This is a genomic window from Flavobacterium sp. HSC-32F16 (assembly GCF_024171645.1).
In the GTDB taxonomy this organism is placed as follows: Bacteria; Bacteroidota; Bacteroidia; order Flavobacteriales; family Flavobacteriaceae; genus Flavobacterium.
Genome location: NZ_JALKAC010000006.1, coordinates 83,035 through 103,439, shown reverse-complemented (window position 1 = coordinate 103,439; position 20,405 = coordinate 83,035). Strand labels below are relative to the sequence as shown.

The following is a 20,405-nucleotide window of genomic DNA, read 5'->3' as shown; positions in this document are numbered from 1 at the left end:
ATGTATAAAGCTTTGCGGATTTTGATGCTTAAATTTGCTCGCAAAAGACGCAGAGTCACAAAGATTATAAAAACTTTGCGACTCTGTGTCTTTGCGTGATTAAAAAAAAACTTTGCGTGCTTTGCCTAAATCTTAGCGAACTTTGCGGTTAAAATTACTTCAAACTTTTAATCTCTCCACTCTTCAAATCAACAGTAAAATGATCTGCGGGAACTTCATGCATGAATTTATTGAAGATTACAAGAAATAACTTCATCTGTTTTTGCAAAGGTTTAGCAGCTTCTTCTTTAGAATTCTCTAAATACAGTTTCGATAAAACTTTATAAGCTGCAACACGTTTTTCTCCAACATCTACAAGAGCCAATTCATCGGCACTTCTAAAACGATAAAAGTCAATTAAAAGATCATTTCCTGTCCAGTTAAAATCTTCTTTTTTGAGATTGTTTTTAGCTAAAATTTGTTCCGATTTTATTTCAGCTTCGTTCCATTCTTTTTGGAATTGTGATTTGTTTTTCAGAATAAAATCAAAATCTTTATCGGATTGAATATTAGCTAAAATCAATAAATCATTGGCAGAAACATGCAGAATAAAATCCTTAAAAGCAGAAGGCCAGTCATCTGATAAAAATCTTAAACGAACCAATTCTTTCAAATGAAAATCGGTAAAATCGTGGTAATTTTTAGTTTTCAGAATATCGATATTCCAAATATCTTTTGCATTCTGACTTTGTAAAAACTGATATTCCATTTTATACAAATCAAAAAGTTCATCAAATCCCTTAACCTCATCAATTGTTATAGTTTGAATATCTACAAGATTGTCTTTTTTGATTGTCAATAATTTATAAGCCGGAATATATGCAGCAAGCGACGGCGTTTGAATATTAACCAAAGTATTGCCTTTTGGAGTTGTACGCGATCCCGTATCGTTGATGTGCATGTGTCCGCCAAAATGAATCTTCAAACCTGCATCTGCAAAAACCTGAGCCACTTCTTCAACCGGAACGCGATTTAACTGCCATTTATTCGGACCTAATAATTCTTTTATTTCCGCGGAAGCGTCATCATTAAAATCAATCATTGGGAAATGGCTGAAAGCAACCAGAGTTTTACCGCGAAGTTTGGCTTCCGCCGAAATATCCTGAACCCATTTTATAAGATGTTTTTTATTTGAAAGTACATTATTGTACCCCGTACTGGCTTCAGAATAACTTTTAGAATCTTTTGGATCGCCATCGGTTTTCTTCGGAATATAAACGTTTCCGTCAATTGCCATTAACCAAAGTCCGTCGATTGGTTCAACGACATAACTCACATCCGGAACTTCAAATCCAAGTGCAACATTGTAAACTCTTTTGTTTAATTGTGAAGCTTCAACAGCTTTTTTGTAATTGTAGTTTTGAGAATTATAACTGGCAAAAGGAGTCGACCAGAATTTGTATTTTTTATTCGGATAAAAACCGAAGTTTTGCAGGTCATTGGTTATGCCTAAATAACCCATTTTAGCAATATCGGCTGTTATGACAACTGGCTGTTCGATATTCATGTTTGGCTTATACATGCCGTCTTTGCTAAAAATGGGTTGGCTTTTTCCTTCTTTTCCTAAAAAATCTTCTTTTCCCGATTCCTGAGCAAATGGTCCAACCGGATCATGATTTCCGGTGGTTATAAAAAATTCAATACCGTATTTTTTTTGGTACTGATCTAAAATTTTCTTCAATCCGCGCACGTGTATCGGCTGTCCGTCATCCGTGTAATCGCCGGGAAGTGCAACATATTTTATTTTTCGTTTTGCAATATCTTCAAGAGCGGCGATGAAGGCAAAATAATTTTCATTGAAAATTCTCGTCGAATGTAACTGCGAGGCCATCGTTCTTATTAACGCATATTTTCCGGTTTTGGTATTCAAAACACCTTTAAATTCATTATCAGAAAAGCTTCCAAACAAATCCTGAAGATGTACATCTGATAAAAAAGCAACCTGAACTCCTTCTAAATTCTTCTGATTCTGTGCTGAAATTGTATGATTGGCGAGTATTAAAAAGAATATAATTAATCTGAAAGTGAACTTTAAAATCATTGGTTTTAAGCTTTTGTAAAATAGGGAATTCATTAGGCAATTTTATAGATTAAAAGATGAAAGCAGTTTACGCTATTGTTATCGAATGATAATTTTTACGGGATTTTTGATTGATTAAAAAAATGTCTAGTCCCGTAGGAACAACACTCAACACAATAATTCATAAAATCAAATATGGATAACGAACATATATTAAAAAAGGCCGTCATTTCTGACAGCCTTTCACTACATTAAAACCTAAAATTTAATGTATCTAAAACCATTATGGCAAATGGGTTATGATTATTTTTTAATAAAACGTTTTATCGTTTTTTCTCCATCTTTCTCAAAAACAACAAAATAAATTCCTTGTCTCAAATGCGAAACATTCAAACTATTGTCGTTGCTTTTTTGTGATGAAATTATAGAACCTGTTTGAGAATCAAATATTCTTAGATTTCCATCCGAAACATCTTTTGTAAAGAAAAGCGTTTCTGAAACCGGATTTGGATAAACGTTAAATACCGTTTCTACAACTTCCTGTTCTATAATTGCAGAAGAAACTGGTGCTCCTGCTCCAACTTTGGTAATTCTAATCCAGTTGATATTCATTCCGGTATTCTGAATGTAAATTCCGAAGTTATACGTTCCGGCATTTACGTTTACGGTTTGTGTTACCGTCTGCCAGTTTTGCCAGCCTCCCGTATTTGGAATATCAACGTTTCCTAAAATAATAGTTCCTCCATTTAAATCCGATGACAATCTGCCGCCAGTTACACCGCTTGCAACTCTGTATTCAATTAAATAGAAACCCGTTGTTGGAAAATTAATACTGTTATACGCCAGCCAGTCGCCCGTTTCTGTATAACCTACGTTTGAACCTCCGCCAGTATCTGTTGCTGCTTCAACCTGAATACCGCTCATGGCTGAATAATCTTCTGCCTGAATTAAAGTAGAAGTCTGTACAGAAGTTGCAGCGATTAATTTCCATTGTCCGCAAGTCTGGTTGTTATTGTCCCATTGCTGTACATTGGCACCATTTGCAGTACTCGCTCCCGCAACCTCAACGATTCTGCCGCTGTGACGGGCCACAATTTTATAAAAACCGTCGCCTGTAGAAACTAATACAAACTGCTGATTTGTAGTTCCGTTATACGGATATTGTTCTACGCTTACACCATTTGCTGTATTGAAACCATTTACGTCCAAAGATTGTCCGCTATGATTGGCAATAATTTTATACAAACCATCACCTAAATGTGTAAATGTAAATTTTTGATTGTTTCCTGTATTTACGGCTCCTTGTTTAACACCAGCGCCATTTGATAAACTAGCATTCCAAACATCCATATTTAGGCTGCTGTTTCTATTTTGAAGGAAAAAAGTTTGATTTCCTAAAGTCGTAACTCCATTTGCAAGAATTCGAATCGAACTTACTTTATCATTCCATGTTGCATTTAAACATGAATTATCAGAATTAATTACAGTTGAAGCTCCGGTAAAATTATCATCTTGGTATAAAATTGCCTGAAATCCCTGTGTAATCCTAAGCGAAGAAATATCATCATTTAAAACTCCTAAAGAATTTAAGCGTGCCAAATTGTAATCTCCAATAGTTAATCCGCCTGAAAAACCTGTATAATTACAGTCTTTATAAACGGTAATTACACCAGTTGACGGATTGATATTTCCTCCCGGCGGAATTGTTCCGGTAATCGAATAACTTCCAATAGAACCATAAGCCGAATAACCGCCGCTTCCGGTATTTCCTGCTCCGTTTCCATCAACACCTATAAAATATTTACCCGCCGGAAGATTTACATTCATTGAAGCATTCAAAGCAAATGGATCTGAATTCCAATACGTTCCCATTTCTGCTCCGGTAGCATTATATAATCTGATTAAAAGATGCAGATTACCATCTCTAGAAACGGTATTGGCGTTTATTGAAACATTTCCTCCTCCGGTTGTAAAAGTGAAAAAATCATAATCGGCTTCACTTGAAATAATTCCATTTTTCTGATTTATTTGTCCGCTGGCATTATAATCTAAAGTTGCTGCAGAAGCCGTTGTATTTCCGTAATCGTCTCCGCGGTATCCGACTCCAAATTTAGAACTAGAAATTACAGCGACATCATCTTGTTTATTATTGGCATTATTGTATTCGCCTTTACTCCATTGTACAATAGGTCTGTAATAACCTGCGCCCATAATTGGCGCCCACGAAGTGCCGTCTAAACCTACGAAATAATCTTCGGCAGGACTTGTACGTCCGTCATGTCCCAAATCAAAAGTATGTCCCACTTCGTGTGAAGAAGCATCTCCACCCGATTTTCCAGAAGTAATAAATACCCAGCAAGGCACATCATTATCCCAATTGAAAGATCCAATATATGCCACACCGCCTGCGCCCGGAGCTGCAGTATTAGTTGGTGTTACTACAACGCGCATTCTTCGGTTTCTTGGATACGAATTAAAAACGGCTTCACTTGTTGTAACATTCAGGTTAAAAGGACGGTAATCTTCTGAAACTACTTCCCAATGCTGCTGAACAGCGGCATCACTCATTCCCGAAGCAGCGGCATTTATGGCGTTACCGTTGTTCCAAAGATTTCCTGCCGGCATATAATAGCCGTCAAAATCTAATAAAACACAGCCTGCAGCGCCAGGTAAACTTTGTAAATTCAGTAATGCCGGAGCAATTTCTGCCGCAACCGCTGTTTTATTTGTTGTACTTGTATTAGATGGAACATTTTTATAATCGATACAAACCAAAGTATTAATATCAACTTTAGAAACAAAAGCATTTCCTTTTGCATCTGAATAATATTTGTAAGCTTCTCTGGTTTTCTTTAAAATAATATGGCCTTCCAGAGACTGGTCTTTTACTTTAATATAAAAAGAAGATTCTGCTATGTTTTTAATTTCTCCTATTAAAAATTCGCTTGATTCATTTGATTCTTTATAGTTTATCTTTCCGGTAAAGTTTTTAGAATTCGCCGCCTGAAGAAGTACCGTTTTTTCTGTACTTTTTGAAACTGAAGAAGTAACTAATTCTTTCTTTAAATTGTTCAAAAATGTTTTACTCGAACCTAAAGAAGTCTGCGCGGCAGCAAAACCGCTGAAAGCCAGAAAGACAAGTAATGTCAAGCTGAGTCTGTAATTGTTTTTCATATTTATTTGGGGTAAAAAGGATTACAATAATATTTGGGTATTTTTTAAACACATAGAATTTTGCCACAGATTAAGAGATTAAAATGATTCATAATCTGCAGCTTAAATTCATTGTTTAGCCACGAATTACACTAATTTTCGCGAATTTCTGCTCTAATAATAATTTGTGAAAATTTGTGTAATTCACAGCAGTTTATTTTTTGTCACAGTTAAAAAAATTAACCCTGCCAATTCTTTAATCTGTGGCTTTACATAGAAAAAGTTATTTTTTAATAAAACGTCTTACCGTTTTGATTCCGTCTTTTTCTACTAAAATCAAATAGATACCGCTTTTTAAACCTGAAACATTAATACTGTTCTCGTTTGCTTTTTGTGTAGAAACTGTTGCACCGCCTTCAGAATTAATGATGCTTACATTTGCTCCCGAAACTTCTGCCGAAAAGAAAAGTGTATCTTCTGATGGATTTGGATAAACAGTGAGACTTTCAATTTTATCTGCGGCAACCGATTTAGCAGCTAAGCCTGAAGCTGATTTTGTGATTCTAAACCAGTTTAAATTAAAACCTGTATTTTGAACATATATTCCGAAGTTATAGGTTCCCGCATTTACATTTACGGTTTGAGTAATGGTCTGCCAGTTTTGCCAGCCTCCTGTATTTGGTACATTTACCGCACCAAGCTGAATAGTTCCTGCACTTAAGTCAGATGATAATCTGCCGCCGGTAACTGCACTTGCAACTCGGTATTCAATTACATAATTTCCTGAAGTTGGAAAATTGATATTGTAATAGGCCATCCAGTCGCCTGTATCACAGTAACCAACATTTAATCCGCCGCCAGTATCTGTAGTAGCTTCTGTCTGAACACCACTCATGGTATTGTAATTTTCAGCCTGAATTAAAGTTCCCGTTCCTGTTGGAGGATTGCTTCCGGTAATTACTTGATTTACGGCTGTTAATAATGATTTAGAACCCGTTGCATCTTGTGATAATTCCCAAATCATAACACCGCCTGCATTTTGGATGGCAAAAGTTGTTTTTGCTTTGATGGTTGGAATTCCGTTATAATAGATTGTATTGGCAACCTGATCCAAATTTTCAGCTCCCGGATATTGAGCCACAATATTAGCATAAGAAATTCCCTGATTGGCCGAAGCACCAAAGCCGTATCCGTAAAAAGGCAGTCCAATAATAGCTTTACTTGCCGGTAACCCTCTTCCTGTCCAGTAATTAAATTGGTTTACAGCCATACTATATGGAGAATGCTGACCGGGATTTCCTGGCTGCCATGGGCCTGTTGCATCATATGCCATAATATTGATCCAATCGTAAGCTGCAAAAGTAGATGAAGGTACATTGGCACCGCCATATCCTTCTGAAAGTGCTGCTGTAATCAACTTTCCGTTAGCATGCAGTTTATTGGCCAGAGCAATTACAAATCCTCCGTAATCACCATTAATCGCAGGACCTTCTAAATCTACATCGACTCCGTCAAAATTATGTGCTGCAACATAATCGTAGATTTTTTGGACAAAAGCTGTTCTGTTGGCAGGTGTAATTAAATTAAAATAATTGTCGCGAATCGCACCGCCTTCAGAGATTGCACCTCCTCCCAGAGAAACAAAAACTTTTACATTTTGAGCATGAGCTGCATTTATAATGGCATTATTTCCTGAATTAAAACTCAAATAACCACTTGCATCTGGATTTTCGAACGCAATATTAATATGCGTTAATTTACTGTACTGAATTGTACTTGAAAAAGCATTCAAATCAATCCAGTTTGGAACATAAGCTATTACTTTTTTCTGGGCTGTCATCAAATTAAAAACACCCAACACTAAAATAATCATGCATTTCTGCAGCATTCTTCTGTAATTGTTTTTCATAATAATTGTTTTAATAGATTAATAAACTCGTAAATGTGGGGACGGTTATTGAGTTTTAGATTTTAGATTGGAATTTGGCGAAGCCAAATTCCAATCTAAATATTTTATAATACTTTGAAAATCAATCTGAAATATGAAATTATTTCTTAATGAAACGCTTGATCGTCTGTTTACCTTCTTTTTCAAAAACAATCAAATAGATTCCTTTTGCTAAATGCGAAACATCGATGCTGTTACCATTGCTTTTTTTCGATAAAACAGTATTTCCTGATTGTGCATTAACGATTTTTACATCTCCACCGGAAAGGTCTGTTGTGGTAAACAATGTATTTTCAACAGGACTTGGATAAACATTTAAGGCTGTTTCCGCAGGTACATCTTCTTCTGTTTGAACCGAAGCCGTTTTAGCAGCCAATCCTGCACCTACTTTTGTAATTTTAATCCAGTTGATGTTCATTCCCGTGTTCTGAATGTAGATCCCAAAATTGTACGTTCCTGCATTTACATTTACAGTTTGTGAAACCGTCTGCCAGTTTTGCCATCCTCCTGTATTTGGAATGTCAACATTTCCTAAAACAATGGTTCCGCCGTTTAAATCAGAAGATAATCTGCCGCCGTTAACACCGCTTGCAACCCTGTATTCAATTAAATACGAACCTGTTGTTGGAAAATTAATGCTGTTATACGCTAACCAGTCACCCGTTTCGGTATAACCAACATTTGATCCTCCGCCTGTATCTGTAGTGGCTTCAACCTGAATACCGTTCATGGCTGAATAATCTTCTGCCTGAATTAAAACTGAAGTCTGAGAACTTGTTGCCGGAACTAATTTCCATTGTCCGCAAGTTTGGTTGTTATTATCCCATTGCTGTACAATTGCGCCAGAAGCTGTACTTGCGCCAGCAACCTCAACGATTCTGCCGCTGTGTCTTGCTACAATTTTATAGAAACCATCCCCTGTAGAAACCAATACAAACTGTTGATTTGTAGTTGCATTGTATGGATATTGCTCTAAACGCGCGCCGTTTGCCTTATTGAAATTATTGATATCTAAAGACTGGCTGCTGTGGTTGGCAATAATTTTATACAATCCGTCGCCTAAATGTGTAAAAGTGAATTTCTGATTATTTCCAGAATTCAACGCTCCTTGATTAATACCTGCTCCATTAGACAAACTTGAATTCCAGACATCTAAGTATAAACCGCTGTTTCTGTTTTGCAAATAGAAAGTCTGATTTCCTAAAGTTGTGGTTCCGTTTGCCAAAATTCTAATAGACGTAACTTTGTCATTCCATGTTGTGTTTAAACAAGAATTATCAGAATTAATTACGGTTGAAGCTCCAGTAAAATTATCATCCTGATATAAAATCGCCTGATAACCCTGAGTGATTTTAAGCGAAGAAATATCATCATTTAAAACCCCTAAAGAATTTAAACGAGCCAGATTATAATCTCCAATTGTTAATCCGCCGGAAAAGCCTGTGTAGTTACAATCTTTATAAACTGTAATAACATCTGTAGAAGCCGGAACAGATGGAACCGTTCCTGCATAACCGCCAAAAACAGCAATAACTTTTGTTGGCTGCGGTGAATGAAGCGACGGCGACTGATCGGCAACATCATCATAAGCAAATCCATACGCCAGATTATCAATATTAATTCCCGGTAAATGCCAGAATTTAGAATAATGATTGGTTGGGTTTACCTGATAATATTTTGAAGCATCATACCAATTCTGCTGTCCCGGATTTGCTGTTGTCGTGTTTACAACATGACGGTTAATTGCCGCTGTAAGCTGTGACTGAATTACAAGATCTAAATCGCCGTCAACCAGTCTTCTGTCCAGAACTCCTTTTCCCTCAAGTGCTTCCTGAGTTGTAGGACGATTTTGAACTCTTCCTGTTCTTCCAACAAAAGCGCCTGACTGCCCAACCATTTCCAGCTGTTCGCCAATAACTCTTCCTTTAAATACTCCGGCATCTCCGGCATAAAAAATCAAATCTTCATTTTTGTATTTATTCCAGATAGCGTCAATATAGCTTTTTAAGTAGTTTGCATATTGTCCTGAACCTTCAGCATAAGCCGGAGTTTTAGACGGTGCCGTAATTTCGCCCGTTGTATTGTTTACACAGCCTTGAAATTCAGCCGGAACATTTGCTTTAAAAGCCGCAACAATATCAGCATGCTTTTTCAGATCTCCTACTTTTTTCTGGTAACCATTGGCACCAAACAATTCTAATCCCATTGGATATTTATACGAATCTACTCGTGTTGGATTTCCAAAGAAACCATGCTGATTGTTTGTTAATTCAATCATTTCATATAAAATTCCCTGATTTGGATCGGTGGCATTCTGCGGATTTGGTGATGCATATCCAGAAGGCGCTCCATTGGCTCCAAAAAAGTAAAAATACAATTGTGAACCTTTAGAAATAAAAACCCTGCATCCTGCAATTAAAGGCAGAGTGAACGTTTTATTTGGAATTTCACTCAGCTTAGTGAAACAAGCCGCATATTTTGAGTTTTGCCCGGGTCCCGTATTTCCTCCATATGTTGGTCCCGTAACGGTATTGTAAGAAGCATTCATTGGTAAAACCTGACTCGTTTTGGCATTTACCCAAACGTGGTTTCCGGTTGTATAATCGATACCAACAATGGCTACATACAATTCGTTATCATTAAACGGAGAAGTATTACTAATGGTAAAAGGAATCGCTCCCTGTCCGTGCATTAGACTTGAGAACACCAGAAACAGTGTTGTCAGAATGGATAATTTTTTAAGTTTATTGTTTTTCATATCTAAATAATTTTGGGGTTACATAAATAGATTCTAAACCAAAGTCCTTTTTTTATTATGACTTTATTGATCCGCCGGGGGTGCAATTCTTGGTGCTATCCTTTTAAATTTAATTCCAGCTTTTTTGAATATTGGGGGTTATTTTTAAAATGAATTACACCCAGCGGATTTTTTAATTATTGCTTGATCAGTTTTTTGGTCCAGCTTTTTTGATCTGATTTGAAATTCAAAATATAAATTCCTTTAGTCAGTCTGCTTAAATCAATTACACTTTCACTGGCATTGGCTTCAGGTTTATTTTGAAGCATCAGCGTACCTGAATTGTCGTAAATCGTAATGACTGCATTCTCTAATTTCTCAGGAAGTGAAACCTGAATATAATTACCCGCCGGATTTGGATACACTGTAAAAGCGGTATTTTCAGCCTGAGTTTCTTCAACACTACTATTTACTTTTTTAGCTGATGAAACCGATCCGTAAGCTTCTATTTCAAACAATGAATAACCGTAAGGAGCCAAAGCTTTTGCCGTACATAAAATACGCAGGTATCTTCCTGTTCCGCTTACCGTTAAATCATCTGTTCCTCCGTCACTTGCCGTTTGTGTATTGATAGTTTCATTTTCTGTGAAAACATTATCTGTAGAAAGCTGTACTTTATACTGCGTTGCATAAGCTGCTTCCCATTTAAGTACTACACGATTAAGATTATAATTGCTTCCTAAATCCACATAAATCCATTCTGAAGTATTAGCGAAAGAACTCGCCCATCTTGAAACTGTTCCATCTCCGTCTGTTGCTTTACTTGCAGATAATGTTGGATTTTCTTCTGTAGAAGCCGTTGCTGTTTTGCCTAAAGCTAAATTTACACTTGGATTTGCAGTATTATTTCGAACCATAACATCACTGAAAACACCTGTTGCCAGAGTTCCGTTTGCGTGAGAAGTAACTGCCATTCCCACATAAATGGTATTGGCCATTGTAATAGTTTTTGGTGTTCCAACCTGTGTCCAGGTTGTTCCGTTATCCGATGAATATGAAGTAAAAGTATTTCCTGACCTTACCAAACGAACCCATTTTGGAGCTGTTCCAGTTACTACATCAGCAGTGGTTACTCCCGAAGTTGCAATACGAGATAAAAACTCAATTCCTGCCGCAGCGCTTGCATCAGTCATGGCGTGTTTAGAATTTGGCGTTAACGTTTCTCTAAACATTACTCCCGCTTTTGCATACGTATTGGTATTCGTTAACGAATTTACTTTTGCAATAATTTCTGCATCACCTGTAATAGACTGATTTACAAACTGAAATTGATCGCTGGTTTCCCAAATATCAGTTCCCGAACCTTTAATAGTAAAAGTGCCGCTAGAATGTGCTGCTTCTCCCGCTGGTGTTACCGCACCTAAATCTGTACTAACCCACGGTGCAGGTAATCCAACTGGAGTTTCTGTCGAAACTAAATTTAAAGCTCTTAAATTGTCAAAATAATAGGTGTTTCCAGAATTTGTTCCCGGCTCATATAAGAAAACAAAACGGTTTACTTCGCTGTCTAAAGTCGAAGCGTCCGGCGTACTTGCATATGTAAAAGTTACCGTATGCCAAGTATTAGTTTGTTTTACAACTCCCTGATAAATACTGTGTCTTCCTACCGGATAATTTGACGGAACCGAAGCACTGCTTTCTGCCTGCCATGAAATAACAGATCCAACCGGAGCAGAGGTATAAACATCCATAGCGAATTTTTTAGTTCCCGCTTTGAAATCTCCAATATTGGTTAAAGTCGTATTGAAGGAGAAATTATCATATAATTCTGTTGACTTACGAATATATCTTCCAACATTTGATGAAGTATTAATTCCTGTCGCACTCGGGTTTGCTACGTTTGCTGTATAAGTTCCGATAGCATCTCTAAACGTAATATTGTGAACCGTTTGATAATCTTCGTAAACAACTCCAAGCGTAAATGTGTCCGGAAGTTTTGTTGCTCCAATTCTGATATTATCAAAATAATAGGTATCGCTTGTAAAAGAACCTGAGTTAAACAATAAAACCATTTGGTTTACAGCCAAATTTGAAGTTCCTGCATCCGGGCTTGAATTGAAATAGAAAGTCAAGGTTTCCCATTGGTTTTGTTTCGTTGTAATCGCAACATAATTACTGTTTCTTCCTGTTGGGTAATTGGCAGGAAGTGAAGTTGCGCTGTTTTCTAAATTCAAACTTACAACTGTACCAACTGGAGCAGTTGTATACACATCAATCATGATTTTATTTGTCTGATTTTTTAGTAAACCAGCATCTTCAATCGTGCTTTGTGTATTAAAGAAAAGTACATCGTATTGTTCGGTTACGTTTCTAACATATCTCGCCACATTTGCTGACGAGTTAACAGCGTTTGAACCCGGATTTGCCACCACAGAATACGTTCCTGTTGTAGTTCCTTTTATAATTTTATTAATGCCGTCGTAATTCTGCAATACGTCTGTGGCAACAATTGGTTTTTCTGGTGTAGCTCTTGTCAACAGGTTATCAAAATAATACGTTGCTCCAGAATTTGAATTGGATTCAAAAAGTAAAGCCACATTATTAATCGTCAAAGCGCTTGTATTTGGATCGATAATTTTTTCAAATTCAAACTCGATTGTTTCCCATTTATTCTGAACTGTTGTTGTTGCTTTGTAACCACTGTGTCTTCCTAACGGATAATTGATTGCCGTTGTTACATTGCTATTTTCTAACTGCAGTGAAACTTTAGTTCCAACCGGAGCCGAAGTATACAAATCAAAAGAAATTCTTTTTCTTCCGTATACATAATCATTCGCATTGCTGATTACTACATTTTTGATATTGAAAACATCGTACAATTCAGAAGAATTACGAACATATCTTCCTACCAAAGCCGAAGTATTAATTCCGGTCGCAGAAGGATTTGCTACAGCTTCTGTCAAAACTCCCGTTTTGTTTCCGTAAACAACATTTCTGTTCGTTTGAAAATCTTCCTGAATTTTCTCTACCGGAATAGCAGGTTCAGTTTTTACAGCCAGTTTATACGTATTTGCCGTACAGCCAGAAGTTGTTGCTGTTACCGAAACATCTCCGCCTGCAGTTCCCCAATTTACAGTTACGGCATTTGTTCCCTGCCCCGCAGTAATAGTTGCTCCCGCAGGAACTGTCCAATTATACGTTGCGCCAGTAATAGCGTTTATAGAATACGTTTTACCTGTTTCGTTTTGGTATACTTTTGCATCTCCGGCAACGCCATATTTATAACTTCCGTCATAAACACGAACGTAATCTACCTGTAGTTTTGCAGGGAAATCAGCCGGAACTGGTGCCACTCCTGCCCCATTTACACTTGTATAAGGCGTCCCTGCACTACCAACAGCCAGATTTAAAATGATATAAAACTGATTATCGTTAAAAGGCCATCCGCCGTTTACCGTAGTATTTGGAGTTGCGGTGTGAAATAAAATATCATCAATATACCATTTAATAAAATTTGGTCCCCATTCTACCGCATACACATGAAAGTCTGTAGATAAATCCGTTGGAGAACTATAACTTCTTCCTGTATAATGATATCCGTTTCCATCATAATGAATTGTTCCGTCTACAGATTGTGGGTTTCTGTGTTTGGCTTCCATAATATCAATTTCACCTGTATATGGCCAGTTTCCTCCTACCGGAAGCATCCAAAACGCAGGCCATGCACCTTGTCCGTTTGATAGCTTCATTCGGGCTTCAACTCTACCGTATTTAAGGGAATACTTTCCTTCTGTAGTTAATTTTGAAGAAGCATAAGGCTGATCAGGAAATGCGCCATTCGGCTCATATTTTGCCTGAATGTTCAAATAACTGTTTGCGCCTTCTTTTACAATTGTCGCCTGATTTGGGTCGTAACGCTGAGCCTCAGCATTTCCAAATCCACAAAGAGCCGGACAACCGTTTCCTGAAATACTCTGCCACTTGGTTAGGTCGACAGTAGTACCGTTAAATTCATCTGACCAAACTAATGTTTTACATTGTGCCTGGACTTTTAGAAATGGCAACAGCACAAAAATTGCCACAACCAAACATCGTTTAAAATAATAGAAATTGTCTTCCGGTGGTCGGCCGAAAAAAGAGTCATTTTGATTCATTTTTTTAGTTTTTTGTTAGTAAAGTTTATTATCGCAACAAAAACCTATTTTGCAGAAATGGGTCTTATTTTAATAATAATCCCACAATATTAACAAATAAACCAGGCTACACTTACATTTTTAAGTACGGTTTGACTACGGTGATTTAAAAAAAATGAAGAAAAAAGGCGTAAAACTACTTAGGATATTACTTACGAGATGAAATCCAGTTTTTTTAGAAGTTATTCTTAATCGTAAAGGTTGTAAAAAGCTGCAAGAGATTTTAAAGGCGTGAAAATTTTAAACACATAGAAACATAGATTTTCTTCTTGCTTCTTATTTGAGATTATAAAAAAAAACTCGCTTTCAAACATAACTATGTTTGTTTAAACTAGTGAAACGCCTTTTTTAGATAAAGTAAAACTATGTTCCTATGTGTTTAAATAATCGTCTAGAAATTTAGAATGAATTCTGTGATATTTGCATCAGACGGAAGCTGTAATTTTTTTCGAATTCTGTATCGGGTATCTTCAACTCCACGAACAGAAATTCCTAAAAGCGGGGCAATTTCTTTCGTATTAAAGTTCATTCTCAGATACGCACACAACCTCATATCGCGCGGCGTGAGTTCTGGATAACTTGTTTTTAATCGCTGCATAAAATTATCATGCAATTGATTGAAAATTTCCTCAAACTCATTCCATTGTTTATCTCCCTGCAATTCATGATCAATTACTTTGTTTATTTTGGATAGTAAACTAAAATTCACATTTGCATCATTCTTTTTATCCATCTGCGCAATAAGTTCTTTTATCGAAAGCAGGATTTCATTTAAATGAATAAGATTTACAGTACTCGAAGCTACTTTGGCATTTTTAAGATTAATGGTTGTTTGAAGATTCTCCCGAATAATGTTCATATTTTCCTGTTCCAGTGTCAGTTTCTGTTCATTAAGTTCTGCACGGCTTCGAAGCAGTTCTTTTTCCTGATTGAGTATCAACCGCTGGCGGTCGCGCTCAGCTAATGATTTCTGATATTTAATAATCAGATAAATTACAACGCTGTAGAGTATAAAATACAAAATGTAAGCCCAGATTGTTCTGTACCAAGGCGGTGAAATTTCAAAGCGAAAAACTGCTTCTTCGCTTACTACATCATAAATATTTTTTGCCCTTACGTGAAAAACATATTCGTTTTCCGGCAGGTTGGTATATTCTTTTTCAGTCTGAAGGCTGTATTCCGACCATTTTGGCTCAAAACCTTCCAGCCAGTATTCATATTGTGTAGCATCGGCTTCATCATAAAAAAGCGATGAAAAAGAAAAATGAAGTGCATTATTAGCATAAGACAAAACAGGCGAAAGTGTTTCATCATTGGATATTTCTTTACTTGAAAGTACATCATACCGGCTTGAAAAAATCAGACTATCTTTAGGAAAAATACATTTAACTTCTGAAATCAGCGCTTTGTATTTTGTTTGATATTTCTTGTTTTTAACGGCATTATAATGAATTAAACCGTCTTGTGTACCAAAAAAAACATCACCATTTGGAGTGGTTTGGATATTCTCAAAACCCGGAACATACAGATACCTAAGTTTTCTAAATGGAAGTTCTTCAACCTCAAAACCACTATTGGTTTTTGTCATTTTTCCGGTATTCTCTCCAGAAATGTACCAGATAGTATGTTGATTATCTGGTTTTAATAACCGAATATGACTTTTCAATCCAAGATATTTTTTAAAATCCGAATCTGGAATCATTTTACCTGAATCCGAATTTTGTTTGTAAACTCCTTTTGTAGTTCCAAAAAGAATTTGATCATCAATTTTAAACGTATTCAAAAACAAACTCGACGGGAAACCGTTTTTCTCATTATAAAACTCAACTTTTAAAACCGCATCAAATGTTGTGTTAAACCGAAGTTTGAAAATTCCTTTATAACCGTGGGCAATCCAGATATCACCATTTTTATCGGTTTCTATAATACGGCTGCTTTCTTCAAAACCTTTTATTTTATGCTGATAAACCCAGGAATTGTTTATTTTCTTGAGAAGATAAAGTCCATTATAACCGCCTGCAAGTAATAAATCAGGACGATTAGGCACTAATATTCCTTTCCACGCGCCATCAGTTTTTGCTAATAATTTTGCCGAATTGCCCGAAACTTCAAATATTCCGTTTTTTTCAAATGCCAAAAGTGAATTTCCGAAAACACCAATATTCCAGACATTTTCAGACATTCCTGAAATGTGCTGAAAGTTTGCATTTTCGCGTTTTCCATTTTTATAAGCCTGCCAATCCAGCCAAAATAAACCATTATCTGTGGCGATATACAATTTATTCTGATAAATCTGGCTGCAGTATATCTTGGTCTCTGAATTTGAAGTATCTAAAACTCTGGATAAAGGCGAAGAAATCTGAATAAGCGAAATACCTTCCTTGAGCGTAACCCATAAATTCCCCTCTTTGTCAACTTTAAGATTGGTTACATATTCATTTTGCAAACCCATTTGTTTGTTGATATGCTGAATCAAATGTCCCGAACGATCTAAAACTATCAACCCTGACTGGCGGGTTCCAACTCCAAAATATCCATCAGAAAGCTCAACTGCAGCAGTAATTTGATTTTGTTTCAACAAATAATCTGCTTCTGTTACAAAAGGCTGAATCTGATTATCTTTAAAAATAAAAAGGCCGTTTTTTTGCGTAAAAAGCAATAGGCCATTTTGGGTTTCAAAGATTTTCCTAATCTTCATTCCAGCAAATTTCTCTCCACTTGAAATAGGTTTTAATACATCGTCTTTTAATTGCAGTAATCCTTTTTCTTTATCTAAAACATAGATTTTTTTATTGACTTCATAGAAATCCTCAAAATTATTTTTAGCCTTAAAAACCTTGATTTTATTGTTTTTGTAAATAAAAATTGCTTCGTAAGAGAAAAAAACAACCTCATTATTATGAATAACCGTATGCACAACATCTCCAAAATTCCGCGCTGAATCCGGTACCAGTTTTAACAAAGATGTATATTGATATTGTCCGTTACATAATTGAATTACACTGCCAAAATCGCCCTGAGCCCCAACATATATTTTATCGCTTCTATCAATTGCCAGAGAGCGAACCATACTGCGGTTTTCCGGCTGTGTAACGATAGTCCAGCGTACACCGTCGAACTGCATGATTCCAAAATGATTGGCAAAAAACATCATGCCTTTGGAATTCTGCAAAACATCCCAGTTTTCTGAAGCGGCTTTATACGTTTTCGAATTGTAATTGGTGATAAAAGGAACCCCAATTTTTTTAATTTGGGCTTTGACTGTAAAAACGAGTAATAGTGATAGAACTAAAATTCTAATTATAAATTTCGTCATTTTGTTTATGTCTGTAGGTTATGAAGTGATTTTTGGGAAATCACAACTTTAAAAAATGACTCTTTGGGAAAGCCATTTTCTAGGCAAAAAAACATTCTTTTTTTTAAATGTTCGAATAACAATTATTCATTATTATCAAATCAAAAAAGAGAATGTCGAAATTCAAATATATAAAAATTTATTTTAATGCAACAAATTACATTTTAATCAAACTTTTTAGTAATTATAAGATTAAATCTTGAAATTCCAAATTCCAAAATTTTTGCAGGTAAAATCTTTTCATTCCGAGGAAGGAGGAATGACATAAAATACAGATATAGTTTGTGACTTCTTCCCAAGCTCTTTCGTGCAACTAAACCCTACAGGTTTAACCTGAAACAAAACCTTTAAACCGCAATTATCTCGCTCAACTCTTTATAAGTATGAAAAAGAACTGCTCCTTCATCTTCTAAATCAGTATTATTAAAACCGTTTGCCAAACCAAATACTTTAAATCCGCCGCTGATTCCCGATTTCACACCTGCCTTGCTGTCTTCAAGAACGATGCAGTCTTTTACATCAAAGCCCATTTCTTTGGCAGCATGCAGAAAAATTCCCGGTTCTGGTTTCCAGCTGTTAATTTGATAAGAACTGAATATTTTATTTTCGAATTTGTCCAGTAAACCCGCCACTTCAAGATTCAATCTGATTTTTTCAACCGGCCCGCTCGAAGCCACACAATACGGAATTTTTAAGTTTTCGATAAATGAAACTACACCTTCCATTGGTTTTACCTGAGTTTTAAATGCATTAAAACTCCTCTGACGATATTCGGCTTCAAAAGTTTCTGGAAGTTTTTGATCGATTGCTTCTTCAATATGGCGAAAACAATCTTTTAAATTCCGTCCGTTAAAATTTCGATAAGCATCTTCAATTTCCATTTCGAATCCATGTTCGGCTGCCATTTCAAGTAATATTCCGTTACCAATTTTTTCAGTATCCACTAACACCCCATCGCAGTCGAAAATAATGCATTTTACTTCCATAATCTTTATTTACATTTTAATTAATCTGATAAACCTTATCAGAGGACAAGAATGTAAATTACAAAAAATATATCAAAAAGGAATAATCGTTTTAAAGAGTAGCTGCAATTTTAGAAATCATCTGTACAATAAAATCGGCTTGTGCAGGATTTATTTTCTTTAAAGCTTCATCTGTTTGAAACCATTCTCCTTTGTCAATTTCAGGAAAACTTTCTAATTTTCCTGATTTTGGAGGCCATTCTATTTCAAAATCATTACTTTTTATTAGAGTTTCATCAAGATCAAAATCAACTGCCCAGGCATGAACAATCTTACCCGATTTAAGCTTTACATATTCCAGTTTAATAAAATCCCCATCCACCTCAAAACTGGTTTCTTCTTTAAACTCACGTATGGCGGCATCAAGCGGATTTTCATCATCTGTAAATTCACCTTTAGGAATGGACCAGCTTTCCAGATCTTTATTTTTCCAAAACGGTCCGCCTGGGTGAACCAAAAAGAAAAATACAGTTTTGTCTACAAACTTATATAGTAATATTCCGGCGCTTTGTTTCATTTTGATCTGATTTTAATATTTAAAGATAGGATTAAATTCATAACTATTTTTCAAATTCACCTCATTATCAATATTCTGTACATAATTACACCTTTTTTGTATTTATGCGTACTATTAGATTTGTATTTTTATGAAATAAAAGAAACAAAAATTTAAAACATCCTATTTTGAAAAAATATTTCCTATTCACCGCAATTCTGGCGGGAGTTTTTACAATCCAGTCTCAAAATAAAATTATAACCATCAGCAATAATTTAAAAATTGACCGAGAATTTGAAACGATAGAACTAACAAAAAAATCCCTTGGATTAGCCCCAGATGCAAAACTTGAAAATTATGCTGCAAAAGATCTTAGCTCCAATTCATTTTTAGAAACTCAGACCGTAGACAACGATGGCGACGGAATTATGGATGTACTTTTGTTTCAGCCGAAAATAAAAGCTTCTTCTAAACAGGATTTTGAAATTTTAATTGAAACAAATCCTTCAGCATCTAAAATTGTTACTTGTTATTCCCGCTTTGTTCCCGAACGAACAGACGATTACGCTTGGGAAAACAACAAAGTCGCTTTTAGAACTTACGGTCCTGTTGCGCAGAAAATGGTGGAAGATAAAATTCCCGGCGGTACTTTAACCAGCGGAATTGATGCCTGGCTGAAAAGAGTGGATTATCCTATCATCAATAAATGGTACGAAAAAGCGACTAACGGAACGGGAACCTATCATAAAGATACAGGTGAAGGTTTGGATAATTTTCACGTGGGAGACAGCCGTGGTGTGGGCGGAATTGCCGTAAATATTGACGGCAAATATTATTTCTCTAAAAATTTCGTCAGCTGGAAAACCATTACAAAAGGACCACTCAGGACGAGTTTTATTTTAACTTACGCCGACTGGGATGCAAAAGGCAATAAAATAACCGAATCAAAATTAATCAGTTTAGATTATGGAAGTCAGCTTTCGCGTTTCGAAATCAATATTACGGGAACAAAATCTATTGCAGCCGGATTGACGCTTCATGATAAAAAAGGAATAACAGGAGCTGATTTAAAAGAAGGCTGGTTGAGTTATTGGGAACCAATCGACGATTCTGAAATTGGAACTGGTTTAGTTGCCCCAAAAAATACGCTGTTAAGTTTTGACAATCATATTACTGAGGAAAAAGATTTAAGCAACCTTTACGGCAATATCTCCGTTAAAAATAATAAAGCGGTTTATTATGCCGGTTTTGGATGGAAAAAAGGAAGTCCGTTTCAAACCAAACAAGAATGGGAAAAATATTTAAGTTCTTTCGCAGAAAAAATTAATAATCCTTTGATTGTAAAGGTTAAGAAATGATTTTGCTGTGAAGCCGCTAAGAGACAAGATTTTTATTCCTATTTTGGAAACCCGACAGGTTTTAAAAAACCTGTCGGGTTT

The 20,405-nt window shown here is 36.0% G+C and carries 9 protein-coding genes; 1 reads left to right on the top strand and 8 read right to left on the bottom strand.

Annotation, left to right across the window (positions count from 1 at the left end):
* Nucleotides 1–154: 154 nt before the first annotated feature.
* The 8 genes from L1276_RS16955 to L1276_RS16920 all read right to left on the bottom strand — a co-directional run bounded on the left by L1276_RS16955 (nucleotide 155) and on the right by L1276_RS16920 (nucleotide 18,987).
* Complete coding sequence (locus L1276_RS16955; protein WP_253790213.1) at nucleotides 155–2,080, bottom strand: metallophosphoesterase; 1,926 nt, start codon at nucleotides 2,078–2,080, stop codon at nucleotides 155–157.
* A 282-nt stretch (nucleotides 2,081–2,362) separates the two neighbouring features.
* A complete protein-coding gene (locus tag L1276_RS16950) occupies nucleotides 2,363–5,233 on the bottom strand; it encodes an RICIN domain-containing protein (RefSeq protein WP_253789824.1) in 2,871 nt (956 codons plus the stop codon).
* A gap of 262 nt (nucleotides 5,234–5,495) precedes the next feature.
* Complete coding sequence (locus L1276_RS16945) at nucleotides 5,496–7,121, bottom strand: glycosyl hydrolase family 18 protein (RefSeq protein ID WP_253789822.1); 1,626 nt, start codon at nucleotides 7,119–7,121, stop codon at nucleotides 5,496–5,498.
* A 139-nt stretch (nucleotides 7,122–7,260) separates the two neighbouring features.
* Entirely contained in the window at nucleotides 7,261–9,918 is a 2,658-nt protein-coding gene (locus L1276_RS16940; protein ID WP_253789820.1) for a beta-1,3-glucanase family protein, read from the bottom strand.
* A 176-nt stretch (nucleotides 9,919–10,094) separates the two neighbouring features.
* Nucleotides 10,095–14,051: a family 16 glycosylhydrolase gene (locus L1276_RS16935; RefSeq protein WP_253789819.1), complete on the bottom strand. Its 3,957-nt coding sequence runs from the start codon at nucleotides 14,049–14,051 to the stop codon at nucleotides 10,095–10,097.
* A 430-nt stretch (nucleotides 14,052–14,481) separates the two neighbouring features.
* On the bottom strand, nucleotides 14,482–17,406 hold the full coding sequence (locus L1276_RS16930) for a triple tyrosine motif-containing protein (protein ID WP_253789817.1): 2,925 nt from the start codon (nucleotides 17,404–17,406) through the stop codon (nucleotides 14,482–14,484).
* Nucleotides 17,407–17,792: 386 nt separating this feature from the next.
* Complete coding sequence (locus L1276_RS16925) at nucleotides 17,793–18,431, bottom strand: HAD family phosphatase (protein WP_253789815.1); 639 nt, start codon at nucleotides 18,429–18,431, stop codon at nucleotides 17,793–17,795.
* Between the two features lie 91 nt (nucleotides 18,432–18,522).
* A complete protein-coding gene (locus L1276_RS16920) occupies nucleotides 18,523–18,987 on the bottom strand; it encodes an NUDIX domain-containing protein (protein WP_253789813.1) in 465 nt (154 codons plus the stop codon).
* Nucleotides 18,988–19,154: 167 nt separating this feature from the next.
* On the opposite strand from L1276_RS16920, the gene L1276_RS16915 reads away from it, so the two are divergent.
* Nucleotides 19,155–20,324: a DUF4861 family protein gene (locus L1276_RS16915; protein WP_253789811.1), complete on the top strand. Its 1,170-nt coding sequence runs from the start codon at nucleotides 19,155–19,157 to the stop codon at nucleotides 20,322–20,324.
* The last annotated feature ends 81 nt before the right edge of the window (nucleotides 20,325–20,405 follow it).

Bases quoted from the DNA above. Each gene is read 5' to 3' on its own strand.
- L1276_RS16955 (WP_253790213.1), bottom strand. From the start codon at position 2,080: ATGATTTTAAAGTTCACTTTCAGATTAATTATATTCTTTTTAATACTC.
- L1276_RS16950 (WP_253789824.1), bottom strand. From the start codon at position 5,233: ATGAAAAACAATTACAGACTCAGCTTGACATTACTTGTCTTTCTGGCT.
- L1276_RS16945 (WP_253789822.1), bottom strand. From the start codon at position 7,121: ATGAAAAACAATTACAGAAGAATGCTGCAGAAATGCATGATTATTTTA.
- L1276_RS16940 (WP_253789820.1), bottom strand. From the start codon at position 9,918: ATGAAAAACAATAAACTTAAAAAATTATCCATTCTGACAACACTGTTT.
- L1276_RS16935 (WP_253789819.1), bottom strand. From the start codon at position 14,051: ATGAATCAAAATGACTCTTTTTTCGGCCGACCACCGGAAGACAATTTC.
- L1276_RS16930 (WP_253789817.1), bottom strand. From the start codon at position 17,406: ATGACGAAATTTATAATTAGAATTTTAGTTCTATCACTATTACTCGTT.
- L1276_RS16925 (WP_253789815.1), bottom strand. From the start codon at position 18,431: ATGGAAGTAAAATGCATTATTTTCGACTGCGATGGGGTGTTAGTGGAT.
- L1276_RS16920 (WP_253789813.1), bottom strand. From the start codon at position 18,987: ATGAAACAAAGCGCCGGAATATTACTATATAAGTTTGTAGACAAAACT.